The organism is Comamonas sp. DB36, from assembly GCF_057914905.1.
This window is the reverse complement of the sequence record NZ_CP196631.1, coordinates 2,486,827-2,509,029: the sequence shown is the minus strand read 5'-3', so window position 1 is coordinate 2,509,029 and position 22,203 is coordinate 2,486,827. Positions and strand designations below refer to the sequence as shown.

Sequence of the window (22,203 nt, the reverse complement as noted above, 5' to 3'; positions counted from 1 at the left end):
AAGTGGCGCCATCCTGGGTGGGGCCGTCTTGATTTTCCAGGACGACCCCTGCGAACAGATGTCAGGGCAGGCGCTGCGCGCCGTGCCGGAACGCAACCTGCATTGTTGCCCATTCACGCGCCTTGCGGCAAAACCGCGGTGCGCGTCGTCGCCGTCAGCCCGCGCGCTTTTGCAGGCTTTGCACGATGCTCGAGAAGTCAAGCCCGCCATGGCCGGCCATCGAATGCATCGCATACAGCGAGCGCGCCAGACCGCCCAGCGGCGTGGCGGCCTGCACCGCGCCCGCGTTCTCCTGCGCCAGGCCCAGGTCCTTGAGCATCAGGTCAGTGCCGAAACCGCCCGCATAGCCCTTGCTGCTCGGTGCATTCTCCTGCACGCCGGGCCAGGGGTTGTACTTCTCGAGCGCCCAGTTGCCGCCCGAGCTGCGGCGCATGATTTCGGACAGCACCTGCGGGTCCAGGCCGTTGGCCACACCCAGCGCAATCGCTTCGCTGGTGCCTATCATCAGGATGCCCAGCAGCATGTTGTTGCAGATCTTGGCTGTCTGGCCCGCGCCCACATGGCCGGCGTGGAAGATGTTGCTGCCCATCTTCTCGAGCACCGGACGCGCGCGTTCGAGCTGGGCCGCGCTGGCGCCGACCATGAACGTCAACGTGCCGGCAATCGCTCCGCCCGTGCCGCCCGAGACCGGCGCATCGATGAAGTCGATTCCCGCGGCGTTGGCGGCGGTGCCGACCTGCTGGCTGGTCGCCGCGGCAATGGTCGAGGAGTCGATCACCAGCGTGCCTGCAGCGATATGCGCGAGCAGGCCACCTTCACCCGACGCTCCGAGATAGAGCGACTGCACATGGCGGCTTGCGGGCAGCATGCTGATCACGACCTCGGCGCCTTGCACCGCGGCTTCGGCGCTCGCGGCAATGGTCAGGCCCGCGGCAGCGAACTTGTCGCAGGCCTGTTGGGACAGGTCGAAGGCGGCGACGCTGTGGCCGGCTTTTTGCAGATTGACGGCCATGGGGCCGCCCATGTGGCCCAGGCCTATGAATGCGATGTGCATGTTTGTCTCCTCTTGTGGTGATTGGAAATTTCAGTCTTCGGTGGTGGTGCGCGGTTTGCGCTTTGGCGTGGCGCGGGCCTGGGGGTTGTAGGCCAGCGCTTCGCCGAGCCAGAACTCCCACTGTTCGCGGCGCGCATAGCCATCGGGTTCGATGAAGAAATAGCCTTGCATGCCGCCTCCGGGCGACAGTTCGCGCACGCCGGGCTGCTCGGCGAATTCGTCATGGCGCGAAGGCGGCAGGCGCACCAGCAGCTCGTCGCGCCTGACGCCCAGGCAGATCTTGCCGTCGACCATGAAGCACAGGCAGCCGAACATCTGGCGCTCCTCGACGTCGCTGCGCGCATCGAGCGCCTGGCGCAGCGCGGCCGTGAGGCCGGGGGAAAAAGCGTCGGGATTGCGCGCCATCGCAGGGCTTTCAGCGGATCACGTCGGGCGCGTCGGCTTCGAGCATGCGCCGCGCGATGATCACGCGCATGATTTCGTTCGTGCCTTCGAGAATCTGGTGCACGCGCGCGTCGCGCATCAGCCGCTCGAGCGGGTATTCGCGGATATAGCCGTAGCCGCCATGCAGCTGCAGCGCCTCGTTGCAGACCATGAAGCCGGCGTCGGTCGCGAAGCGCTTGGCCATCGCGCAATAGGTCGAGGCATCGCGCGCGCCGGCGTCGAGCTTGCTTGCGGCCAGGCGCACCATCTGGCGCGCGGCAACGAGTTCGGTCGCCATGTCGGCGAGCTTGAACTGCAGCGCCTGGAAGCTTGCCAGGCTCTTGCCGAACTGGCGGCGCGCGTGCAGATGGGCCTGGGCCTGGGCCAGCGCGCCCTGGGCCGCGCCCACCGAGCAGCAGGCAATGTTGATGCGGCCGCCGTCCAGGCCCTTCATCGCGATCTTGAAGCCTTCGCCTTCGCTGCCCAGCAGGTTTTGCGCGGGCACGCGCACGTTGTCGAAATGGATCACGCGCGTGGGCTGGCTGTTCCAGCCCATTTTTTCTTCCTTCTTGCCGTAGGTGATTCCGGGCAGGTCGGCGGGCACGGCAAACGCGCTGATGCCGGCCGCGCCCGAGCCCACGGCGCCGGTGCGCGCCATCAGCACCAGCATGTCGGTGCTGCCCGCACCCGAGATGAAGGCCTTGCTGCCGCTGATGCGGTAGTGCTCGCCTTCGCCGTCGGTGGCGCGTTCGGCGCGCGTCACCAGCGCGGCCGCGTCCGAGCCCGCGCCCGGTTCGGTCAGGCAGTACGAGGCCAGCTTGGCGCCGCTGGCCAGCTGCGGGCCCCATTCCTCGCGCACCGCGTCCTGGGCCCAGGTGCCCAGCATCCAGGTCGCCATGTTGTGGATGGTGATGAAGGCCGTGGTCGAGGGGTCCACGGCCGCCATTTCCTCGAACACCAGGGTCGCGTCCAGCCGCGGCAAGGCCAGGCCGCCCGCGTTCTCGGGCGCGTACAGGCCGCAAAAGCCCAGCTCGCCGGCCTTGGCGATGGCTTCGCGCGGAAAGTGGCCTTCGGCGTCCCAGCGCGCCGCATGCGGCGCGAGTTCGGCCAGTGCAAACTGGCGCGCGGTGTCGGCAAAAGCCTGTTGTTCGTCGCTGAGTTCAAAGTCCATGGGTATTCCTATTGTTGTGCGGGCGCCTCGCCGGTCTGCAGCCAGTGCATGAGGGCCGCGCGGCGCGCTTCGGTGGCCAGGCGCAGGCACTGGTGGTAGCGCGCCGGCCAGTCGGCCAGGGCCTCCTCGCGCGCATGGCTGGTCTTGCAGGCTGTGATGCGCTGGCGCGTCCACGCTGTCTGGTCGCGGCGCAAGGCCGGGCGCTCGTGCGCCGACAGCGCGCGCATCACGTCGCCATACAGGATGGTGTTGGCGGTGTCTGCGGCCTGGAAGTCGAGCACGGCGCAGGCATTGCGCGCGCCGGGTTCAACCGATGCGCGCTCGCAGGCCGCTCCGGCCTGGGCCTGGCTGATGCCGGGGGCCAGCGCCGCGAGCAGCGCCAGCGCTGCGGCGCCGAGAAGGAAAGGGGAAGACAAGGCATTCATGCCGCCATCATCCCAGCCTTGGCGCTGCCTTCAGTGCAGATTGATGGTGGTGTTGACGCGCGCCGCCGTGGTGCTGTCGTCGAACCAGCGCGCGGTCACCGTCTTGGTCTGCGTATAGAACAGCACCACCTGCTTGCCGTAGGGGCCCAGATCGCCAAGCTTGGAAGCGCGGCTGCCGGTGAACGAGAACATGGGCACGGGCACGGGAATCGGCACGTTGATGCCGACCTGGCCGACGTCGATCTCTTCCTGGAACTTGCGCGCCGCCGCGCCCGACTGCGTGAAGATGGCCGTGCCGTTGCCGTTGGGATTGGCGTTGATCAGGGCAATCGCGTCGTCCAGCGTGTCGGCGGCCATCAGGCACAGCACGGGGCCGAAGATTTCCTGGTCGTAGATCGCCATGCCGGGCTTGACGCCGCTGAAGATGGTCGGGCCGACGAAATTGCCGTTGGCATAGCCTTCCACGGTGGGCTTGCGGCCATCGAGCTCGAGCTTGGCGCCTTCGGCCTCGCCGCGCGCGATCAGCCCTTCGACGCGCGCCAGCGCCGCGCAGGAGACCACGGGGCCGACATCGGTGCCGGCCTCGACGCCGGCGCTGACTTTGAGCGTGCGCGCCTTGGCGACCAGTTCGGGAATCCAGTTCTGCGCCTCGCCCACGAGCACGGCGGTGGAGACCGCCATGCAGCGCTGGCCGGCCGCGCCAAACGAGGCGCCGGCGAGCGCATTGAGCGTCTGCTCCTTGTTCGCATCGGCCAGCACGATGGCGTGGTTCTTCGCGCCCATCATGCACTGCACGCGCTTGCCGGCCAGGCTGGCGCGGTTGTAGACATGGGTGCCGACCTGGGTAGAACCGACAAAGCTCACGGCCTTGATGTCGGGGTGGTCGCAGATGGCGTTCACGGCGTCTTCACCGCCATGGATGACATTGAGCACGCCCGCGGGCAGGCCGGCTTCGACGGCCAGCTCGCACAGGCGCATGGTGACCATGGGGTCCTGCTCGGACGGCTTGAGCACGAAGGTGTTGCCCGTGGCGATCGCCATGGGGAACATCCACAGCGGAATCATCGCCGGGAAGTTGAACGGCGTGATGCCCGCGCACACGCCCAGCGGCTGCAGTATGGAATAGGTATCGACGCCATTGGCGACGTTGTTGGCCAGCTCGCCCAGCTGCAGGTTGCCTATGCCGGCCGCGTGCTCGACGACTTCGAGGCCGCGGAACACATCGCCTTCGGCGTCGGCCAGGGTCTTGCCCTGCTCGGCGGTGAGCAGCGCCGCGAGCTCGCCCATGTTCTCGCGTATCAGCTGCTGCAGCTTGAGAAAGATGCGCGCGCGCGTGCCTATGGGCGTCTTCTTCCAGGTCGCGAACGCCTTCTTGGCGCTGCTCACGGCCAGGTTGATTTCCTCGGGCGTGGCAAACGGCACGCGCGCCAGCACCTGCTGGGTCGCGGGGTTGACCACGTTGCGCCACTGGGTGGTGCGCGATTCGACCAGTTGGCCGTCGATCAGCAGTTTGACCGTGGGGGCGAGGACTGCGGCAGCGGTAGGGGCGTTCATGACATGGTCTCCGGTGTAGTAAGAAATTTTCCAGCGATGGACTATGCTAGCTGTGCGAAATTCATAGGGCAATATCGGTTTGTGCACTTTCGCTTTGCAAAAATGCACAGGCCGCGCAGCCCGCGCCAGCGCTGGATTGCGCGTATTCATTAAGGGTTTTCATGGACTGGGAACATCTGCGTTATTTCGCCGCCGTGGGCCAGCACGGCAGCCTTTCGGCCGCGGCGCGCGTGCTGCAGGTCGAGCACAGCACGGTCGCGCGCCGCATCCAGGCGCTGGAAAAAAGCCTGGGCCAGGCGCTGTTCACGCGCGAGGCCGGGGGCCTGCGGCCCAGCGAGGCCGGGCGTGCGCTGCTGCCCGCCGTGGAAGCCATGGCCCAGGCCGCGCGCGGCATAGAGCGCAGCGTTGACCAGGCCGCCACCTCGGCCGAAGGCCCGAGCGGCCTGGTGCGCGTGGGCACGACCGAAGGGCTGGGAACGACGCTGCTGGCCGGCAAGCTCGCCGCATTGACCTGCAGGCATGCGCAGCTGTCGGTCGATCTGCTGGCGCTGCCGCGGCTGCTGCACCTGTCGCGGCGCGAAGCCGACATCGTCATTTCGCTCGAACGCCCCAAGCGCGGCGCCGTGGTCGTGACGCGGCTGGCCGACTACGACCTCTATCTCTACGGCGAGCGCGAATACCTCGCGCGCCGCCCGCTGGTGCGCGAGACCGCCGACCTGCGCCACCATGCGTTCGTGCACTATGTCGACGACCTGCTGTTCACCAAGGAGCTGCAACTGATCGACAGCCTCTACCAGCCGCAGCGCTACGCGTTTCGCAGCACCAGCATCACGGCGCAATACGAAGCCGTGCGCGCCGGCGCGGGACTGGGCGTGCTGCCTGCGTTTCTGGCCGACCGCGACCCGCGGCTGGCGCGCGTGCACCAGCCCCAGGCGCGCTTCACGCGCACGTTCTGGATGTCCATGCCCCAGGAAGGCCAGTCGGTGCCGCGCATCCAGGCCGTGTGGCGCTGGCTCAAGGAGACGCTGAAGGAGGAGGCGCAGCGGCTGCAGCCGCCGCAGTGAATGCAGCGCCTGCCCCTGGATGCCTCTGCCGTTCGACATGCTCAGGGCGAACGGAGTTCGCTGCGACCTCAGTCCAGACTGATGTTTGCCTTCTGTATCAACAGCTTGTACTGCGTGGCCTTGCCCTTGGCGAACTGGTCCATCTGCGCCAGCGGCCAGGTGATGGGCTGGAAGGCAAAGGTGGCGAACTTCTCCTTGACCTCGGGGTCCTGCAGCACGGCAACCACGTCGGCGTGGATCTTGTCGCGCACCGCGGGTGCGATCCCCTTGGGCGCGAGCAGGGACACAAAGGAGTTCACGTCGAGCTCGGCCGGACCGCCCGATTCCGCGACCGTGGGCACGTCGGGCATCTGCGGGTTGCGCTGCGGGCTGGCCACGGCCAGGTAGCGCAGCTTGCCCGCGCGGTAGATGCCCTGGCTTGAAGGAATGCTGGCAAAGCTCCAGGCCGGATCGCCATTGGCGACCGAAGTGAACAGCTGGCTGACTTCGCGGTAGGGCACGTGGGTCATCTTGCTGCCCGTGAGGTAGTCGAGCCATTCACCGCCCAGATGGCCGGGGCTGCCCACGCCCCAGGAGCCATAGCTGACGCGGCCGGGCTCGGCCTTGGCGGCCTTGATCAGGTCGGCCATGTTCTTCCACGGCGACTGCGTGGGCACGGCGACAAAGAACGGCGTGAGAAACAGCGGCGCGACCGCGTCGAAATGCTTGAGCGTGTCGAAATTGCGCTTGGCGTAGAGATAGGGCAGGGCCGAGACATGCTCGCTGTCGAGCTGCAGCAGCGTATAGCCGTCGGGCGGCGCGCGGCGCACCGCTTCGATGGCGACAAAGCCGCCGCCGCCGGGGCGGTTCTCCACCGTGACCGGCTGTTTCCAGCGCTGGCCCAGCTTCTGGCCCACGAGGCGCAGCACGGCGTCGGGGCCGCTGCCCACGGCAAAGGCCGTGATCACATTGACCTGCTTGGCGGGGTAGGGGGCGGTCTGCGCCGATGCCCAGCCCGCTGTGGTCAGCAGGGCCGCAGCGACCAGTGCCGGTGTGGAAGGAACAGTTTTCAAGCTTGTCTCCAGGTGGAATGAAAGGCCCCGTGTCTCCGGGGCTTGCGGGATTCGATGATGTCAGCCGGCGGCGTCGGGCTGGGCCAGGGGAGCGGCCCGGGCAAAGGCCGGCAGGCGCGCGCAGGCCGCGTCGATGGCGCTGATCAGCGGCCAGGCGCCCATGTCCACGCCGAAGCGGCGCGCGCTTTCGACCTGGGGCACGAGGTAGGCGTCGGCCAGCGTGGGCGCGCCGCCGAAGCAGAAGTCGCCGCGTTCGCTGTCCTGGGCCAGCAGCGCTTCGAACGCGTCGAAGCCCGCGCTGATCCAGGTCGCGCACCAGGCGTTCACCGCGGCTTCGTCGGCGCCGAACTGCTGGCGCAGGCGCATCAAGATGCGGCGGTTGTTGATCGGGTGCACGTCGCAACCGATCAGCGCCGCGAGTGCGCGCACCCGCGCCCGGGCCGCCGCGCCCTGGGGCAGCAGCGCGGGCGTGGGATGGGTTTCCTCCAGCCATTCGATGATGGCCGGCGACTGGATCAGCACCTGGCCGTCGACATCGAGCGCGGGCACCAGACCCTGGGGATTGACGGCCTTGAAGGCCGCGCCCTGGTTCTCGTCGACGCGCAGGTCCACGGGAATGTAGTCGGCGCTCAGGCCCTTGAGGTTGAGCGCGATGCGCAGGCGGTGCGAAGTGCCGCTGCGAAAGAAACTGTAGGGTTTCATGTGCTTTACTCGGCTGCGCCCACGGTCAGCGCCACGCTGCCCACGCCTTCGACGCTGCCCGCGATGCGGTCGCCGGGCAGCACCGCGCCCACGCCTTTGGGCGTGCCGGTGTAGATCAGGTCGCCGGGCTGCAGGTGGTAGAACAGCGACAGGTCGGCAATGATTTCGCGTATGTCCCAGATCAGCTTGTCGACATTGGACTGCTGCTTGACCTGGCCGTTGACCGACAGCGCGATCGCGCCGCGATCGATCACCACGCCTGGCATGGGCACGATTTCGCTGGCCACCGACGACTGCTCCACGTCCTTGCCCAGGTCCCAGGGGCGGCCCTTGTCGCGCGCCACCAGCTGCAGGTCGCGCCGCGTCATGTCGAGGCCGCAGGCATAGCCGTAGATGTATTCATGGGCCTGTTCGGCGGCAATGCGGAAACCCGGCTTGCCGATCGCCACCACCAGTTCCATCTCGAAGTGGTAGTTGCTGGTCTCGGGCGGGTAGGCGACGGTGGCGCCCGATTCCACCAGCGTCGACGGCGCCTTGGTGAAATAGAACGGGCGCTCCACGCTCTTGTCGACCGGGCGGCCCATCTCGACCGCATGCGCGTGGTAGTTGCGGCCCACGAAAAACAGGCGGTGGATGGGCAGGCGCTGCTCGCTGCCGCGCACCGGCAGGGATTGAACGGCGGGCGGAGTCCAGAGGTAATTGGTGGTCATGAAAAAGTCTTTCGAAAAATGCAGGGCGTGCGGCGTTCAGCCGCGCACTTCGTAAATCCCCAGCTTGCGGTGCAGCGGCGCCTCGTCGGCGACAAACAGGAACGCGGCCTGGGTGCTGGAGGCATTGCGCAGCGTGATTGCCGCCCAGCCCGGCGCGCAGCAGGTGTCGGATTCGGCCAGGCGCCAGTCCTGGTCCATCACGGCAATCAGCGCGCCGCCTTCGATCACATGGAACACCGTGGCCGGCGAGCGCGCGGGCAGCTGCAGCGTCTGGCCCGGGCGCAGCATCAGCGCGTAGAAGCCCAGGATGTTTTCGCAGTCGGCGCCGGTCTCGGGGTTCACATAGGTGACCTGCACGCAGTCGAGTGCGGGCTGGTCGTCGGCCAGCGCCAGCAGCGCGGCGCGCGCGTCGGCCCAGGGATAGCGCAGCATCGGGTACTGCCGGCTGCTGCGCTCGAATACCTTGGTGGGCGCGACGCCGCCGCGCGCATAGGCGCGATCGCCGCGGCCGGCCAGCGTCTGCTGGCGCGGGCCGTCGACGTGGTAGGTGGCTTCCATGTAATAGACCAGCGGCAGGTCCAGCACATCGAGCCAGACCACGGGCTGGTCGCCGTCGTGGCCGTGTTCGTGCCACAGGCCCGTGGGCGTGAGGATCAGGTCGCCGCGCAGCATCGGGCATTTCTCGCCGTCCACGGTGCTCCACGCGCCTTCGCCTTCGACCACCATGCGCACGGCATTCGGCGTGTGGCGGTGCGAAGGCGCCCATTCGCCGGGCAGCAGCAGCTGCATGCCCAGATAGATGGCCGAGCTGGCCTGCATCTTCTCCAGCGTATGGCCCGGATTGGCCAGCACCAGCACGCGGCGTTCGGCCTTCTCGATGGGCGTGAGTTCGCCGGCCCGCAGCAGCAGCGGGCGTATGCTGTCATAGGTCCAGAGTATGGGCTGGGTGCGCGGTTTGGGCGTCAGCGGCGGCATCACGCTGCGCAGGCTGGGCCACAGCGGCACGAGGTTGTTGCGCACCAGCTCGTCGCGGTACTCCTGGGGCAGGTCTTCGAGGCGACCGAGTTCTTCCATGGTGTTCTCCTGGGATGGGTTCAGTCGGCGAGGCAGTGGTCGACCTTCCAGCCGTACAGCCACTCCATGGCGTCGTAGAAGCGCTCGGGCGTGCGGCCTTTCCACAGGTCGTTGCGCACCAGGCGCTCCACCCCCCGGGCGTGGAAAATGCGGCCCATTTCGCGCGCCGACAGCACGACGCGCGCGGTGCGCGCAATGCGCGAGCGTTCGTAGAGCGCAAACGCCTTGACGAAATCCTGGTCGCAGGCCTGGAGCGCTTCGCCCAGCGTGACCGCGTCTTCGAGCGCCATGCAGGCGCCCTGGGCGATGTATTGCAGCGTGGGGTGGGCGGCGTCGCCCAGCAGCGTCGCGCGGCCGAAGCTCCATTGGCCTATGGGGTCGCGGTCAGCTGTTGCCCAGCGCTTCCAGCTCTTGGGCAGGTCGATCAGCTGGTGGGCGCGTGCGCAGCAGCTTTGGTAATAGCTCTGCACTTCCTCGCGGCTGCCGTCGCGCACTCCCCATTCCTCGTTCTCGCGGCTGTGGAAGGTCACGACCACGTTGTATTGCTCGCCGCCGCGCAGCGGGTAGTGCACCAGGTGGTAGTTGGGGCCTACCCAGATGCTGGCTGCGTTCCAGCGCAGGTCCTCGGGAAAGTCGTTTCTTTCCACCACGGCGCGGTAGACCACATGGCCCGAAACGCGCGCCTTGTCGCCCACGTACTGCTGGCGCACCACGGACTTGACGCCGTCGGCGCCTATCAGCGCCTGGCCCGTGAAGGACCGGCCGTTCTGCTCGTGCACGGTCACGCGGTCCGCATGCTGTTCGACGCGGGTGATGTGCGTGCCGGTGACGGTCTCTATCGCCGACTGCGCGCGTGCGCCTTCGAGCAGCGCGGTGTGGATGTCGGCGCGGTGTATCACCGCATAGGGGTTGCCAAAGCGCTGGCGAAACGCCGCGCCCGTGGGAATGCGGCCGACCAGGGTTTCATCGAGCGCGTCATGCATCACCATTTCATCGGTGTAGACGGCCCTGCCGCGCGCCTGTTCGCCAATGCCCAGCGCATCGAAAGCCGCGAATGCGTTCGGCCCCAGCTGGATGCCGGCGCCGATCTCGCCGAGCTGCGGCGCCTGCTCGAGCACCTGCACCGCATGGCCCTGGCGCGCCAGGGCCAGCGCCGCGGCGACGCCGCCTATGCCGCCGCCGACCACCAGGACGGGCAGGGCGGAAGATGATTTCGTCGTCATGGGCCACTCTTTCTTCAATGCTTGCGTGACGCCGGCGCGGGCTGTGAAGCGGCCTCGCCTGCGGTTTGCGGATAATCAACAGTATGCTGACGATCAGTGTAGTGTTGATTTGCCTTGCCGCGTAACCAGTGAAAACCCTGAGGCGGCGCATTCGGGTTTTGCATACGGCAAAGCGCCGCCGCACCCCTAAACTTGGCTGCTATGACAACTTTCAGTCCTGAAGAACTTGAACTGCTTCCTGGCTTCCATATCCGGCGGCTGCAACAGATTGCCGTGGCGGTTTTCATGGAGGAAACCCAGGACTTCGCGGTCACGCCCGTGCAGTTCGCGGCGCTGTCGGCGGTGCTGCGCCAGCCCGAGATGGACCAGCGCTCGCTGGCGCGCTTCATCGGTTTCGACACCTCCACCATAGGCAGCGTGATCGACCGGCTCGAAGCGCGCGGCTTCATGGTGCGCAATGCCAGCAAGACCGACAAGCGCGTGCGCCTGCTCACCGTGACCCCGGCCGGCGTCGACCTGCTCAAGGCCGCCCAGCCCGCGGTCATGCGCGCCCAGCAGCGCATGCTCGATCCGCTGCCCGTGGAGCAGCGCGCGCTTTTCATGCAGATGGTCGCGCAGATCAACCACGAAAACGAAGGCCGCAACCGCGCTCCCAGTCTTGCGGCCGGCAGTGCGGCGGCGAAGTTCACGGAGTGAGGCGCTGCCCGGCCTTGGCGCGGCCGCAGCGCGCAGGCACAATCAGATCCTCTTCATTTCCAAGGTGAACGCATGCTTGTGACGACCACTCCCAACGTTGAAGGCCGGCCCATCACCCGTTATCTGGGCATCGTTGCCGGTGAAGCCATCCTGGGCGCGAACGTTTTCAAGGATTTGTTCGCGGGCATACGCGACATCGTGGGCGGCCGCTCTGCAACCTACGAGAAGGAACTGCAAAAGGCCCGCCAGGTCGCGCTGCAGGAAATGCAGGAGCAGGCACAAAAACTCGGCGCCAATGCCGTGGTGGGGGTCGATCTGGACTTCGAGGTGCTGGGCCAGGGCAATGGAATGCTGATGGTCTCGGCCAGCGGCACGGCCGTGGTACTGGGGAATGAAGGCGCTGGGCGCTGAGCGCGCGAAAATCCGCGAAAATCGCGGGTTGAACGCATTCTTCAATGCACAGAAAGGTTTTCATGAGCGACTCCACCCAAGCCCCTGCGCTGCCCGACCACCTCTCCATCGACCCCAGCAGCCCGCACCATGTGGCCGCGGTGTTCGAGCATGACATCGGCATCCGCTTCAACGACAAGGAGCGTTTCGACGTCGAGGAATACTGCATCAGCGAAGGCTGGGTGCGCGTGCCCGCGGGCAAGACACTGGACCGCAAGGGCCGTCCGCTGCTGATCAAGATCAAGGGCAAGGTCGAGGCCTTCTACAAGTAAGCGCTGTTGCGCCTTCCTTGAACCAGCGCCTTCGGGCGCTTTTTTTTTCAGTTGCAGGCCTGCAGCGCATCGCCCAGCGCGCTGACCAGGCGCTCTATCTCGGCCTGGGTGCTGATGAACGGCGGCGCGAGCTGGATGGTGTCGGCGCCATAGCGCACGTAAAACCCCATCTCCCAGCATCTCATGGCGATCTCGTAAGGCCGGCGCGCGGGCTCGCCGGGCAGCGGGTCTATGGAAAAACCCGCGGCCAGGCCGAAGTTGCGTATGTCCAGCACATGCCTGGCGCCGCGCAGGCCGTGGACCGCATTCTCTAAATGCGGAGCCATGGTCTTGACGCGCGCCGGCAGGTCTTCCTGCTGCAGCAGATCAAGCGTGGCCAGCGCGGCCGCGCAGGCCACGGGGTGGGCCGAATAGGTGTAGCCATGGGCGAACTCGACCAGATATTCGGGCCCGCCCGCGGCCATGAACGTGGCGTAGATCTCCTTGCTCGCGACGCAGCCGCCCAGCGGCTGCACGCCGTTGGTGACCTGCTTGGCGAAGTTCAGGATGTCGGGCGTGACGCCGAAGACCTGCGCCGCCGTCCAGCCGCCGCAGCGGCCGAAGCCGGTGATGACTTCATCGAAGATCAGCAGAATGTCGTGCTGGGTGCAGATTTCGCGCAGCCGCTGCAGATAGCCCGCCGGCGGAACCACCACGCCGGCCGAGCCCGAGAACGGCTCGACGATCACCGCCGCAATGGTGCTGGCATCGTGCAGGGCAATGATGTCCAGCAGCCGGTCGGCGAGCGCGCGGCCGTCGGTCGCGGGCAGGCCCTTGTGGAAGCCGCCCGGCGGCGGCTGGGTATGCGGCAGGTGATCGGCTTCTATGCCCTGGCCGAACAGCTTGCGATTGCCGGCGATGCCGCCCACCGAAATGCCGCCGAAGTTCACGCCGTGATAGCCCTTTTCCCGGCCTATGAGCCGCGTCTTGCCCGCCTGGCCCTTGGCGCGCCAGTAGGCGCGCGCCATCTTGAGCGAAGTGTCGGCGGCTTCCGAGCCCGAGCCCGTGAAGAACACATGGTCCAGGCCGGCCGGCATCAGCTCCTTGATGCGGTTGGCAAGCGTGAAGGCCGCAGGGTGGCCGAACTGGAAGGCCGGCGCATAGTCGAGCTGCAGCGCGGCCTGGCCTATCGCCTCGGCGATCTCCCTGCGGCCATGGCCCAGGCCCGAGCACCACAGGCCCGAGAGGCCGTCGAAGATCTCGCGGCCCCTGGCATCGCGCAGATACGCGCCCTGGGCGCCGACCACCATGCGCGGCCTGGCCTTGAAATTGCGGTTGCCGGTGAACGGCATCCAGTGGGCATCGAGCCAGGCCGCATCCATGCGGTGGGCGGTGATATCGGCGAAGTTCATGCGCGCTTTCAGTGGACAGTGCGGGGGCTAGCGTGCCAGCACTTGCGGTCACTGTCCAGCCGGACTAGGGCTTGTCTGAAAGCGCCAGGCAGCGCGCGAGCACGGCCGCGGCCTGGTCCAGCCTGGGGCCGGGGCGCGAGACCAGATCGACTTCGGCTGTGCTGAGCGTGCAGATACGGCCGCTGCGCACCGCATCGATGCTGCGCCAGCCCGGGCGCTGGACAAACGCGCTGGCCGGCGTTTCGGGCGTATGGATGATGATCTGCGGATTCTGGCGCACGACATATTCGGGCGACAGCCGCGGGAAGGGCCCGAGCGCGGGCGCGACGATGTTGCGCGCGCCCAGCCGGGTCAGCAATTCGCCGATGAACGAGGTGCTGCCGGCAGCATACGGCGTGGCGTCGACTTCGAAATAGACGCTGCGGCCCGCATGGGCGCGCGCCGACTGCGCGACGCGCTCGACTCCGTCCTGCAGGCGCGCGTTCAGCGCCTCGGCGCGCTGCTGCTGCAGCAAGGCGTCCAGCGTGCGCCACTGTGCGCGCATGCCCGCGATATCGTGGGCGTCGAGCGCGAGCACGGGAATGCCGAACTGCGCGAGCTGGGCCATCAGCGGCGGCGAATAGGCCAGCAGCACGACGTCGGGCCGCAGGCGCACGATGGCTTCCACCGACGGCGCGGAAGACTTGCCCAGCCGCGGCAGCGCCGCGATCTCGGGCGGGTGGTTGGAAAACGCATCGACGCCGACCAGGCGCGCGCAGGCGCCGAGCGCGCACAGCGACTCGGTGACCGAAGGCAGCAGCGACACGATGCGCTGCGGCACCCGGGCGAATTCCACCGTGCGGCCCTGGGCATCGCGCACGCCGTACGCCAGCGCGGGCGCGGTCGCAGCCAGCAGCACGCAGGCCGCGAGCAGCCAGGGCGCGAGGCGCGCGCTCAGTTTGCGGGCGCCCATTTCACGCTGACGAACAGGGTGCGGCCCGCGTTGGCATAGCCTTTGGTGGGCGCATAGTCGCGGTCGGCGACGTTGTTGACGCGTGCCAGCAGCGACCAGTCCTTGGCCAGCTGGTGCTGGGCATAGAGGTTGACCACGCCATAGCCGCCCAGGCTGGCCGAGTTCTCGGCATCGACAAAGCGTGCGCTGTAGAGCTGGGCTTCGGTGCCCAGCGTCCAACCTGCAAGCTGGGTGTCGGCCGAGAGCTTGAGCATGCGCTTGGAGCGGTAGGGCAGCAGCCTGCCGTTCTCGAGGTTCTTGGGGTTCAGGAAGTCCAGCGACAGTCCCAGGTTCATGCGGTCCAGGCGCGTCGAACTGGTCAGTGTCAGGCCCTTGAGCTCCACGCTTTCCCAGTTGCGGTAGCAGTTGCAGGCCGGCGAACTGGTGAAGTCATAGGTGATCTGGTTCTTGATCTTGTTGCGATAGGCGACGGCAGACAGCTGCTGGTTACCCGTGTTGTAGTGCAGACCGGTTTCGACATTGGCGCTGCTTTCGGGCTTGAGATCCGCCGCGGCCTGGCCCGTGAAGCGCTCGTAGAGCGTGGGCGTGCGAAAGGCCGTGCCCGCCGACACCACCCAGCGCAGGCTGTCATTGAGCTGCAGCCCATAGCCCAGGCCGCCCGTGGTCTTGCTTTGCTGCTCGCGCACGCGGTCGTGGCGCACGTTGGCGTCGAGCTGGTGCCGGCCGCTGGCATAGCGCCAGCCGGCCGACAGCGAGTTCTGCACGCGCTTGCTGTCGGTGTTCTGCGTCCAGGCGTAATCGGTGTTCAGCCGGTCTTCGCGGCGCTCCAGATCGATGTTGACGCGGCTGTCACCCAGCTTCCACTGGTTCTGCAGCAGGTAGTTGCTGCTGCGGCCGTCGTTGCCTTCGGGGGAATCGGTGAAGCGCCGGATGTCGCTGCGCGCCTGGCCCAGCTGCACCACGCTCTGGTAGGTATCGCTCCAGGCGGCCTGCCAGCGCAGCGTGCCCGAGGTGTTCTTCACGCGGTCGTAGTCGTCGAACGGCGCGGCGCTCTGGTCGTATTGCGCCTTGAGGCGGTTGTGCTGCAGGCGCGTGTCGATCTGGTGAATGCCTTGCCTGTAGCCCGCGTTCAGGCCCAGCGAGCTGTTGCTGTAGCCATCGCGGTCGGGGTTGGGTGTCCAGGGGTTGCCCGGGTTCACGTCGAAACCGTCGCTGCGCTCGTCCGCCACATGCAGGCCATAGCTCCAGCCGTTGGCGCCGCCTTGCAGTCCGGTGGAAATCTTGGAGGTGCCCTGGTTGCCCAGGCCGGCTTCGGTGTATGCACGCAGCGGGCCGTCGCCCTGGCGCGTGAAGATCTGCACCACGCCGCCCATTGCGTCCGAACCGTAGATGGCCGCGGCCGGACCGCGCAGTATCTCGATGCGGTCGATCTGCGCCAGCGGCAGCGCGGCCCACGCTGCGCCGCCCTGCAGTTCCTGACTGTTGAAGCGCACGCCGTCGACGAACACCGCCGTGTGCTGGTTGCCCATGCCGCGCAGGAACACCGAGGTGGTCTGGCCCGGGCCGCCGTTGCGCGTGATCTGCACGCCAGGCACCTGGGCCAGCAGGTCGGCGACGCCCGTGGCGCCGCTGCGCTCTATGGCCGCGCGGTCGATCACGCTCATGTCGGCGGTGACGGTGCGCAGCGGCTGGGCTTCTCGCGCAGCCGTGACCACCAGGGTGTCGAGCGCGGAGCCGGTCTGCGCCCAGGCCGGCGCGCACAGTGCCATGGCGGCAAACGCGCAGGCGTGCAGTCGCACCGCAGCGCCGGTGTTCGGTCGAAAGGAAATAGTCATGAAGGATTACCAGTTCGCGCCCGCGACCCCGCCGGCGCTTCACTCACAAGGTTGCCGCGCATGCAGCAACCGCCTTGTTGGCCGGTATCCAGACTGGTGAATCACGCACATCGCCTTCCCGGCGGCTGCGCCAGTGGCTTGTCGATGCGCGCCGGCCCGAATGTTCGGGCCGCTTCACTCACTGTTGCGGGGGCAGTACAGGCTGGAGCGATGCATTGCGCATCGCCGCCCTGTTTCCCGTTTAACGGCCCGGCAAGATTTGCCGGGCCAGCACCAACGCGGTGATTCTAATCGGCGCTGTCAAACGGACAGCCGCAGTGCCGTGACGATGGCCACGCCTATTGCGAGATTGGCCGCGACCCAGACGCGGATGCTGGCCAATGCCTTGCCGCCTGCGGGCCAGTCGGCGGCCTGCACCGCGCGGTCCAGACGCTTGAACAGCGCAAAGCGGATATGGCCGAAGATGCCGGCCATCACCAGGCCCAGCGCGGTCATGACTTTCCAGGCCAGCGGCATCTGGAACTGCAGTTCGGCCTGGTCCGCCATGTGATAGACCGAGGCGACCATGCCCGCGCCCGACAGCAGTACCACGGCCACGGTCACCAGCATGGCCGCGAAGAAGCGTTGCAGCACGTTGTGCATCAACGGCACGCGCTGCGCGGGCGCCAGCGACTGCACGGCGGGGCGCAGGAAGAAGTGGGAGAACGCCATGCCGCCCAGCCAGACGATCACGGCCAGCAGATGGATGTATTTCAGGGGGGCGAACAGCATGGGACAGGTCTCAGATCAGTGCCGCGTTCTTTCGCTCCTCGGCCTGGCAGGCCGCGGCGGTGAAGATCACGTCGGTGGAGGAATTCAGCGCGGTTTCGGCCGAGTCCTGCAGTATGCCAATGATGAAGCCGATCGCCACGACTTGCATCGACACATCGCTGGAAATGCCGAACAGGCTGCAGGCCAGCGGAATCAAGAGCAGCGAGCCGCCGGCCACGCCCGCGGCGCCGCAGGCGCAGACCGAGGCCACGACGCACAGCAGGATGGCCGTGGGAATGTCGACGACGATGCCCAGCGTGTGCGCTGCGGCGAGCGACAGCACGCTGATGGTGATGCTGGCGCCGGCCATGTTGATGGTCGCGCCCAGCGGAATCGCGATGCTGTAGGTGTCTTCGTCAAGGTTCAGACGCTTGGCCAGGGCCAGGTTGATCGGAATGTTGGCCGCCGAGCTGCGCGTGAAGAACGCCGTCACGGCGCTTTCGCGCAGGCACATCAGCACCAGCGGATAGGGGTTGCGGCGGATCTTGGCAAACACGATCAGCGGGTTGACCACCAGCGCGACAAACAGCATGCAGCCGACCAGCACCGTCAGCAGGTGGGCGTAGCCCAGCAGCGCGGCCATGCCGGCGTCGGCAAACGTTGCCGCGACCAGGCCGAAGATGCCCAGCGGCGCGCAGCGGATCACGCCCTGGATGACGAGCGTGATGGCGTTCGACAGGTCGCCCAGCAGCTTGCGCGTGCCTTCGCTCGCATGGCGCAGCGCCAGTCCCAGGCCCACGGCCCAGACCAGAATGCCGATGTAGTTCGCGCTCAGCAGGGCGTTGACCGGGTTGTCGACGGCGCTGAGCACCAGCGCCATCAACACTTCCTGCACATTGCCCGGCGGTGTGACGCCCGTGGCCGCGGTCTGCAGCACCAGCGTCGAGGGGAACAACATGCTCGCGAACACGCCGACGATGGCCGCGGCCAGTGTGCCGACGACATACAGCCACAGCACGGGGCGAATCAGCGTCGAGTCTCCGGGGCGGTGGTTGCTGATGGACGCCATCACCAGCATCAGCACCAGCACCGGGGCGACGGCCTTGAGCGCCGAGATGAACAGCTTGCCCAGCAGCCCCACACCGGGCGTGGCCGCCGGGAAAAGAAAGGCAAACGCAATGCCGGCAATCAAGGCCAGCACGATTTGCGTCACAAGGCTGGTGCGCTGCATCAGGTGCAGCAATGGCTTGAAGATCATGGAATAAAGAAGAACGAATGGGGCCGAGGGAGCAGGGCGCTGCGGCATGCCGGACGCGGCAGCACGGGCAGCCGTGCCGCGGGAGCCGGGAGTTTAAGCGCTGGGCAAAACCCCGCCGCACGGCAGGATGCTAGGCGGCATGCGGCCTGGCAGCGTAGTTAGCAACAGCATTGGCGCCGATTTGTCGCTTTCGATGCCACCGGGAATGTGCCGGGCATGGGCTTGGGTCGATAATCGAAGGCTATGTCGTCCCCCAAAGTTCTCTTCGGCTTCCACGCCGTAGGCGTGCGTCTGAAGACCGCGCCGCAATCCATCGTCGAAATCTACTACGAGGCTTCGCGCCGCGACGCCCGCATGCGCCAGTTCCTGGACCGTGCGCGTGAAGCCGGAGCGCGGCTGATCGAAGCCGACGGCGAACGCCTGGCCAAGCTTGCCGGCAGCCACGGCCACCAGGGCGTGGCCGCGCGCGTCGAGCCCACCAAGCAGATCACCTCGCTTGACGAGCTGCTCGAAAACCTCGAGGAAAGCGGCGTGAAGAACCCGCTGCTGCTGGTGCTCGACGGCGTGACCGATCCGCACAACCTCGGCGCCTGCCTGCGCGTGGCCGACGGCGCGGGCGCGCACGCGGTGATCGCTCCCAAGGATCATGCGGCCGGCATCAACGCCACCGTCGCCAAGGTCGCCAGCGGCGCAGCCGAGACCGTGCCCTATTTCATGGTGACCAATCTGGCGCGCACGCTCAATGAGCTCAAGGAGCGCAACATCTGGATCATCGGCACCAGCGGCGATGCCGACAAGAACATCTACCAGATGGACCTCAAGGGCCCGGTCGCGCTGGTGCTGGGCGCCGAAGGCGACGGCATGCGCCAGCTCACGCGCAAGACCTGCGACGAGCTGGTGAGCATTCCCATGCAGGGCGCGGTCGAAAGCCTCAACGTGTCGGTGGCCAGCGGCGTGTGCCTGTTTGAAGCCGTGCGCCAGCGGCTCGCCGCCGCCTGAAGACGGCCGTCTCAGTCGCGCGCGCCGGGCTCGGCGCTGGCGGCGTTGAGCAGCGCCAGGTCATCCGCTGACAGGCGAAGCTGCGCCGCCGCCATCAGCTGCTGGAGCTGGTCAAGCGTGCTGGCGCTGGCAATCGGCGCCGTGATTGCCGGGCGCTGCATCTGCCAGGCCAGGGCCACCTGGCCGGGCTGCGCGCCCAGGCGCTGGGCCACGCTGTCCAGCGCCTGCAGAATGCCCAGTCCGCGCGGATTCAGATAAGTGCTCACGGTCTTGGCGCCGCGCGGGCTCTTGCCGGCGTCGGCCTCGCTGCGGTATTTGCCCGTGAGAAAGCCCGCGGCCAGGGCGTAGAAATTGATCACCCCGATTTCCTGGGCAACGCACAGCGGCGCGAGTTCGCGCTCGAACACCGCGCGATCGCAGAGGTTGTACAGCGGCTGCAGGCTTTCATAGCGCGGCAGGCCCAGGCGCTCGCTGGTCAGCAGCGCCTCCTTGAAACGTGCCGCGCCGTAGTTCGATGCGCCTATCGCGCGCACCTTGCCCGCGGCGATCAGGTCGGCATAGGCGCCCAGCGTGTCGGCCAGCGGCACCTCGGCGTCGTCGTCGTGGGATTGGTAGAGGTCGATGTAGTCGGTCTGCAGGCGCTGCAGCGAAGCTTCGACTGCCGCGCGGATGTACTCGGGGCGCAGACCGACCTTGTCGTCGCCCATGTCCTTGCCGACCTTGGTGGCAAGCACCACCTGCTGGCGCCGCCCGCTGCGCTGCAGCCACTTGCCGAGGATGCGCTCGGATTCTCCGCCCGTGTGCCCGGGCACCCAGCGCGAATACACGTCGGCGGTGTCTATGAAATTGAAACCTGCATCAAGCCAGGCGTCGAGCAGCGCGAAGGATGTGGCTTCGTCCACGGTCCAGCCGAAGACATTGCCGCCAAAGCACAGCGGCGAAACCTGCAGGCCCGAGCGGCCCAGTTGTCGAAACGAAGGAGAGGAAGCATTCATCGGCGTGTCCTTTGCATTGGGGATGCTTCCATTATGCAAACACGCCTCCTGCGTATCAGCCCATGACCTCGCTGTCGTCGCTGCGCTGGCGGGTGTGGAATTCCAGGCCCAGCACGCGCGCCATTTCGCTGAGCGTGGACAGGCGCGGGTCCAGGCCGCCGCTTTCGAGGCGCTGCACCGTCATGCGCGAGAGTCCCGCGCGTTCGGCCAGATCGGCCTGTGTCATCTGCGCGGCCTTGCGCGCCTGGGTCAGTTGTTCTATCAGGGGGTGGGTCATCTCGGGGATGTTAACGCCCCTGCCTGGCGCTGGCGGGCTGCTCAGGCAAACAGATTGAGCCGGGTTCCGAGCAGGCCGAAGCGCGCGAGCTCCGGCTGCAGCAAGGCCTGCTGCGTGGCCGCAGGTGCTGCCGCGTTCTGCGCTGCGGCGCGTTCGCCGCGGCGAACCACGGCCAGGCTCTGGGCATCGACCACGCGCTGCTGTGACCAGGCCCGGTTGGCATTGTCGAGAGCGCGTTGGTAAGTGATGTCCATGATGCCGATGACCTCTGGGGTCTTTGATTGAAGTGGCTCGACTTTAGCGCTGCACGCCACTTCGCCATGGCCCGAAAAAAGCCCGGCCTACCGTCCTTTACCGGCGATCAGTCGAGGCAATCGAGGCTGCTTTGCTCGCAGTAATGCGGGCCTGGCGTGGCGCGCGGCGCGTGCACATGGGCCTGCAGATCGCGCAGCGCGGTGCGCAGGCCTTCCTCTATGACCGGGTGGTAGAACGGCATCTCGAGCAGTTCGGCGACGCTGCTGCGCCGCGCTATCGCCCAGGCCAGCAGATGGGCCAGATGCTCGCCTGCGGGCGCGCACAGCTGCGCGCCCAGCAGCTCGCCGCCGTCGGCGCGCGCATACAGCCGCAGCACGCCCTGGTTGCGCAGACCCGCGCGCGCCCGGCCCTGGTCGGCGAAATCGACGCCGCCTATCGCCACCTCGTCGCTCCAGTGCGGGTCATAAGGCATGCCGATGGCCGCGACCGAAGGCTCGGTGAACGTGATCGCCAGCGGCGTGCGCCGCGCGAAAGCGCGCGGCTCCTCGGAAAGCGCATTGTTGGCGGCGATTTCGCCTTCGTCCGTGGCCTCGTGCAGCAGGGCGCGGTCGGGGTTGACATCGCCGGCCCAGAACACCGACAGACCGCCCAACTGCAAGGTATGGGGGTCGACTTCGGGCAGGCCGCGCTCGTTGAGCGCCAGTCCCAGGTTTTCCAGGCCCAGGCCCTCGATCGCCGGGCGCCGGCCCGTGGCGGCGAGCACGGCATCGACCTGCGTGGAAAACGCGCCCGCGCCGACGGTGATCGCGTGGCCATCGAAAGCCCGGAGTTCGGGCATCTGCCCGAGCTGCAGCTGCATGCTGCTCGCCATGCTCTGGATCAGCGCGGCATTGACCTTGGGGTCGGCGAGGCCGGCCAGATGGTCGTCGCTGTGGAATGCCGTGACGTCCAGGCCCAGATGCGCGAGCGCCTGCGCCATTTCGGTGCCCAGCGGCCCCAGGCCCAGCACCGCGATGCGCGCGGGCAGGTCGGTCTGCTCGAACAGCGTGTCGGTGGTCAGCACGCGATCGCCCAGCGCCTGCCATTCGTCGGGCACATGGGGTTTGGAGCCGGTGGCGATGATCAGGCTGCGCGCGGTCAGCCGGCGCTGGCCGTCTACTTCGACGGTATGCGGGTCCAGAATGCGCGCGCTGCCGGTGATGGCGCGCGGGCCCAGGTCGGCCGTGGTCTGCAGCACGCCCGCGACAAAGCGGTCGCGCTCGGCGCGCACGCGCTGCAGCACGGCGGGGATGTCGGCGCTCAATTGTTCGCTGCCGCGCAGTCCGAAGGCCTCGAACTGATGGCGGCGGTGAAACGCATGCGCGGCTTCGAGCAGCAGCTTGGACGGCATGCAGCCCACGCGCGCGCAGGTCGTGCCGCCGGGGCCGGCGTCTATCAGCGCGAAGCGCTGCGTATGCCGGCGCACCGCGCGCAGCGCGGCCAGGCCCGCCGAGCCCGCGCCGATGATGAGAACGTCATAGTCGTATGCAGGGGTCTGGTTCATGCGTTCACTTTGCATGGGACCCATGTTGCCGGCTGTAGGCCGGCATGCAAGCCCCGGGCCGGACGCCACGCTGGCGCG

At 67.4% G+C, this 22,203-nt stretch carries 23 protein-coding genes, 1 pseudogene and 1 riboswitch; of the genes and pseudogenes, 5 read left to right on the top strand and 19 right to left on the bottom strand.

Annotated features, from left to right (window positions below; translation table 11 throughout):
- Positions 1–154: 154 nt before the first annotated feature.
- Genes mmsB through ACSVDO_RS11555 form a run of 5 tightly spaced genes read right to left on the bottom strand, consistent with a single transcriptional unit; the run spans position 155 to position 4,627 of the window.
- Positions 155–1,054, bottom strand: coding sequence for a 3-hydroxyisobutyrate dehydrogenase (gene mmsB, locus ACSVDO_RS11575; protein ID WP_332539154.1), 900 nt, complete (start codon positions 1,052–1,054; stop codon positions 155–157).
- 30 nt (positions 1,055–1,084) lie between these two features.
- The gene (locus ACSVDO_RS11570) at positions 1,085–1,459 is read right to left on the bottom strand and encodes a TfoX/Sxy family protein (protein WP_489592225.1); all 375 of its coding nucleotides are present in this window, start codon (positions 1,457–1,459) and stop codon (positions 1,085–1,087) included.
- A gap of 10 nt (positions 1,460–1,469) precedes the next feature.
- The gene (locus ACSVDO_RS11565) at positions 1,470–2,648 is read right to left on the bottom strand and encodes an acyl-CoA dehydrogenase family protein (protein WP_332548795.1); all 1,179 of its coding nucleotides are present in this window, start codon (positions 2,646–2,648) and stop codon (positions 1,470–1,472) included.
- 8 nt (positions 2,649–2,656) lie between these two features.
- Positions 2,657–3,073 (bottom strand): lysozyme inhibitor LprI family protein, encoded by a 417-nt coding sequence (locus ACSVDO_RS11560; protein WP_489592223.1) that lies wholly within the window; start codon positions 3,071–3,073, stop codon positions 2,657–2,659.
- Positions 3,074–3,103: 30 nt separating this feature from the next.
- The gene (locus ACSVDO_RS11555; RefSeq protein WP_332548792.1) at positions 3,104–4,627 is read right to left on the bottom strand and encodes a CoA-acylating methylmalonate-semialdehyde dehydrogenase; all 1,524 of its coding nucleotides are present in this window, start codon (positions 4,625–4,627) and stop codon (positions 3,104–3,106) included.
- 161 nt (positions 4,628–4,788) lie between these two features.
- On the opposite strand from ACSVDO_RS11555, the gene ACSVDO_RS11550 reads away from it, so the two are divergent.
- Complete coding sequence (locus ACSVDO_RS11550; RefSeq protein ID WP_332681948.1) at positions 4,789–5,691, top strand: LysR family transcriptional regulator; 903 nt, start codon at positions 4,789–4,791, stop codon at positions 5,689–5,691.
- A gap of 68 nt (positions 5,692–5,759) precedes the next feature.
- On the opposite strand, the gene ACSVDO_RS11545 is transcribed toward ACSVDO_RS11550, so the two are convergent.
- From ACSVDO_RS11545 to ACSVDO_RS11525, 5 genes are read right to left on the bottom strand one after another with little or no spacing between them, the layout of a single operon-like run.
- Positions 5,760–6,743, bottom strand: coding sequence for a Bug family tripartite tricarboxylate transporter substrate binding protein (locus ACSVDO_RS11545; RefSeq protein ID WP_489592221.1), 984 nt, complete (start codon positions 6,741–6,743; stop codon positions 5,760–5,762).
- 60 nt (positions 6,744–6,803) lie between these two features.
- Positions 6,804–7,445, bottom strand: coding sequence for a maleylacetoacetate isomerase (gene maiA / locus ACSVDO_RS11540; protein WP_489592219.1), 642 nt, complete (start codon positions 7,443–7,445; stop codon positions 6,804–6,806).
- Positions 7,446–7,450: 5 nt separating this feature from the next.
- Positions 7,451–8,155, bottom strand: a complete 705-nt coding sequence (locus ACSVDO_RS11535) for a fumarylacetoacetate hydrolase family protein (RefSeq protein WP_489592217.1) — start codon at positions 8,153–8,155, stop codon at positions 7,451–7,453.
- Positions 8,156–8,191: 36 nt separating this feature from the next.
- Positions 8,192–9,229 carry a cupin domain-containing protein gene (locus ACSVDO_RS11530; RefSeq protein ID WP_332538828.1) on the bottom strand — a complete coding sequence of 346 codons (1,038 nt, stop codon included), beginning with the start codon at positions 9,227–9,229 and terminating at the stop codon, positions 8,192–8,194.
- 20 nt (positions 9,230–9,249) lie between these two features.
- Positions 9,250–10,452, bottom strand: a complete 1,203-nt coding sequence (locus ACSVDO_RS11525) for a 3-hydroxybenzoate 6-monooxygenase (protein WP_489592214.1) — start codon at positions 10,450–10,452, stop codon at positions 9,250–9,252.
- Between the two features lie 201 nt (positions 10,453–10,653).
- Here ACSVDO_RS11525 and ACSVDO_RS11520 point away from each other — a divergent pair, with 201 nt between their 5' ends.
- The 3 genes from ACSVDO_RS11520 (at position 10,654) to ACSVDO_RS11510 (ending at position 11,870) form a co-directional block, all read left to right on the top strand.
- Complete coding sequence (locus ACSVDO_RS11520; protein WP_332538825.1) at positions 10,654–11,148, top strand: MarR family winged helix-turn-helix transcriptional regulator; 495 nt, start codon at positions 10,654–10,656, stop codon at positions 11,146–11,148.
- Between the two features lie 72 nt (positions 11,149–11,220).
- Positions 11,221–11,559 (top strand): heavy metal-binding domain-containing protein, encoded by a 339-nt coding sequence (locus ACSVDO_RS11515; protein WP_332538824.1) that lies wholly within the window; start codon positions 11,221–11,223, stop codon positions 11,557–11,559.
- 62 nt (positions 11,560–11,621) lie between these two features.
- A complete protein-coding gene (locus ACSVDO_RS11510; RefSeq protein ID WP_332538823.1) occupies positions 11,622–11,870 on the top strand; it encodes a DUF3297 family protein in 249 nt (82 codons plus the stop codon).
- A 47-nt stretch (positions 11,871–11,917) separates the two neighbouring features.
- Here ACSVDO_RS11510 and aptA read toward each other — a convergent pair whose 3' ends face one another.
- The 5 genes from aptA to sstT all read right to left on the bottom strand — a co-directional run bounded on the left by aptA (position 11,918) and on the right by sstT (position 18,056).
- Complete coding sequence (gene aptA, locus ACSVDO_RS11505; RefSeq protein ID WP_489592211.1) at positions 11,918–13,261, bottom strand: omega-aminotransferase AptA; 1,344 nt, start codon at positions 13,259–13,261, stop codon at positions 11,918–11,920.
- A 64-nt stretch (positions 13,262–13,325) separates the two neighbouring features.
- Entirely contained in the window at positions 13,326–14,213 is an 888-nt protein-coding gene (locus ACSVDO_RS11500) for an ABC transporter substrate-binding protein (protein ID WP_332548788.1), read from the bottom strand.
- Positions 14,195–16,048, bottom strand: coding sequence for a TonB-dependent receptor domain-containing protein (locus ACSVDO_RS11495; RefSeq protein WP_489592209.1), 1,854 nt, complete (start codon positions 16,046–16,048; stop codon positions 14,195–14,197). The genes ACSVDO_RS11500 and ACSVDO_RS11495 overlap by 19 nt, the downstream gene beginning before the upstream one ends.
- A 62-nt stretch (positions 16,049–16,110) precedes the next feature.
- Positions 16,111–16,341: riboswitch (cobalamin riboswitch) on the bottom strand.
- Between the two features lie 7 nt (positions 16,342–16,348).
- Positions 16,349–16,819, bottom strand: coding sequence for a CopD family protein (locus ACSVDO_RS11490; protein ID WP_332538819.1), 471 nt, complete (start codon positions 16,817–16,819; stop codon positions 16,349–16,351).
- Positions 16,820–16,829: 10 nt separating this feature from the next.
- Entirely contained in the window at positions 16,830–18,056 is a 1,227-nt protein-coding gene (gene sstT / locus ACSVDO_RS11485; RefSeq protein WP_489592207.1) for a serine/threonine transporter SstT, read from the bottom strand.
- 243 nt (positions 18,057–18,299) lie between these two features.
- On the opposite strand from sstT, the gene rlmB reads away from it, so the two are divergent.
- Positions 18,300–19,055, top strand: coding sequence for a 23S rRNA (guanosine(2251)-2'-O)-methyltransferase RlmB (gene rlmB, locus ACSVDO_RS11480; protein ID WP_332538816.1), 756 nt, complete (start codon positions 18,300–18,302; stop codon positions 19,053–19,055).
- Between the two features lie 11 nt (positions 19,056–19,066).
- On the opposite strand, the gene ACSVDO_RS11475 is transcribed toward rlmB, so the two are convergent.
- The 4 genes and pseudogenes from ACSVDO_RS11475 to ACSVDO_RS11460 form a co-directional block, all read right to left on the bottom strand.
- Positions 19,067–20,050, bottom strand: a complete 984-nt coding sequence (locus tag ACSVDO_RS11475; RefSeq protein WP_489592205.1) for an aldo/keto reductase — start codon at positions 20,048–20,050, stop codon at positions 19,067–19,069.
- 100 nt (positions 20,051–20,150) lie between these two features.
- A pseudogene (locus ACSVDO_RS11470) lies at positions 20,151–20,327 on the bottom strand (helix-turn-helix transcriptional regulator); the annotation flags it as partial.
- A 41-nt stretch (positions 20,328–20,368) separates the two neighbouring features.
- Entirely contained in the window at positions 20,369–20,581 is a 213-nt protein-coding gene (locus ACSVDO_RS11465; protein WP_332538814.1) for a hypothetical protein, read from the bottom strand.
- A gap of 107 nt (positions 20,582–20,688) precedes the next feature.
- Positions 20,689–22,125: a dihydrolipoyl dehydrogenase gene (locus tag ACSVDO_RS11460; RefSeq protein WP_489592203.1), complete on the bottom strand. Its 1,437-nt coding sequence runs from the start codon at positions 22,123–22,125 to the stop codon at positions 20,689–20,691.
- Positions 22,126–22,203 lie beyond the last annotated feature (78 nt).

Bases quoted from the DNA above. Each gene is read 5' to 3' on its own strand.
- ACSVDO_RS11570 (WP_489592225.1), bottom strand. From the start codon at position 1,459: ATGGCGCGCAATCCCGACGCTTTTTCCCCCGGCCTCACGGCCGCGCTG.
- ACSVDO_RS11555 (WP_332548792.1), bottom strand. From the start codon at position 4,627: ATGAACGCCCCTACCGCTGCCGCAGTCCTCGCCCCCACGGTCAAACTG.
- ACSVDO_RS11500 (WP_332548788.1), bottom strand. From the start codon at position 14,213: ATGGGCGCCCGCAAACTGAGCGCGCGCCTCGCGCCCTGGCTGCTCGCG.
- ACSVDO_RS11465 (WP_332538814.1), bottom strand. From the start codon at position 20,581: ATGGACATCACTTACCAACGCGCTCTCGACAATGCCAACCGGGCCTGG.
- mmsB (WP_332539154.1), bottom strand. From the start codon at position 1,054: ATGCACATCGCATTCATAGGCCTGGGCCACATGGGCGGCCCCATGGCC.
- ACSVDO_RS11515 (WP_332538824.1), top strand. From the start codon at position 11,221: ATGCTTGTGACGACCACTCCCAACGTTGAAGGCCGGCCCATCACCCGT.
- ACSVDO_RS11460 (WP_489592203.1), bottom strand. From the start codon at position 22,125: ATGAACCAGACCCCTGCATACGACTATGACGTTCTCATCATCGGCGCG.
- ACSVDO_RS11510 (WP_332538823.1), top strand. From the start codon at position 11,622: ATGAGCGACTCCACCCAAGCCCCTGCGCTGCCCGACCACCTCTCCATC.
- ACSVDO_RS11490 (WP_332538819.1), bottom strand. From the start codon at position 16,819: ATGCTGTTCGCCCCCCTGAAATACATCCATCTGCTGGCCGTGATCGTC.
- ACSVDO_RS11525 (WP_489592214.1), bottom strand. From the start codon at position 10,452: ATGACGACGAAATCATCTTCCGCCCTGCCCGTCCTGGTGGTCGGCGGC.
- ACSVDO_RS11560 (WP_489592223.1), bottom strand. From the start codon at position 3,073: ATGAATGCCTTGTCTTCCCCTTTCCTTCTCGGCGCCGCAGCGCTGGCG.
- maiA (WP_489592219.1), bottom strand. From the start codon at position 7,445: ATGAAACCCTACAGTTTCTTTCGCAGCGGCACTTCGCACCGCCTGCGC.
- rlmB (WP_332538816.1), top strand. From the start codon at position 18,300: ATGTCGTCCCCCAAAGTTCTCTTCGGCTTCCACGCCGTAGGCGTGCGT.
- ACSVDO_RS11495 (WP_489592209.1), bottom strand. From the start codon at position 16,048: ATGACTATTTCCTTTCGACCGAACACCGGCGCTGCGGTGCGACTGCAC.
- ACSVDO_RS11535 (WP_489592217.1), bottom strand. From the start codon at position 8,155: ATGACCACCAATTACCTCTGGACTCCGCCCGCCGTTCAATCCCTGCCG.
- ACSVDO_RS11550 (WP_332681948.1), top strand. From the start codon at position 4,789: ATGGACTGGGAACATCTGCGTTATTTCGCCGCCGTGGGCCAGCACGGC.
- ACSVDO_RS11475 (WP_489592205.1), bottom strand. From the start codon at position 20,050: ATGAATGCTTCCTCTCCTTCGTTTCGACAACTGGGCCGCTCGGGCCTG.
- aptA (WP_489592211.1), bottom strand. From the start codon at position 13,261: ATGAACTTCGCCGATATCACCGCCCACCGCATGGATGCGGCCTGGCTC.
- ACSVDO_RS11565 (WP_332548795.1), bottom strand. From the start codon at position 2,648: ATGGACTTTGAACTCAGCGACGAACAACAGGCTTTTGCCGACACCGCG.
- ACSVDO_RS11530 (WP_332538828.1), bottom strand. From the start codon at position 9,229: ATGGAAGAACTCGGTCGCCTCGAAGACCTGCCCCAGGAGTACCGCGAC.
- sstT (WP_489592207.1), bottom strand. From the start codon at position 18,056: ATGATCTTCAAGCCATTGCTGCACCTGATGCAGCGCACCAGCCTTGTG.
- ACSVDO_RS11520 (WP_332538825.1), top strand. From the start codon at position 10,654: ATGACAACTTTCAGTCCTGAAGAACTTGAACTGCTTCCTGGCTTCCAT.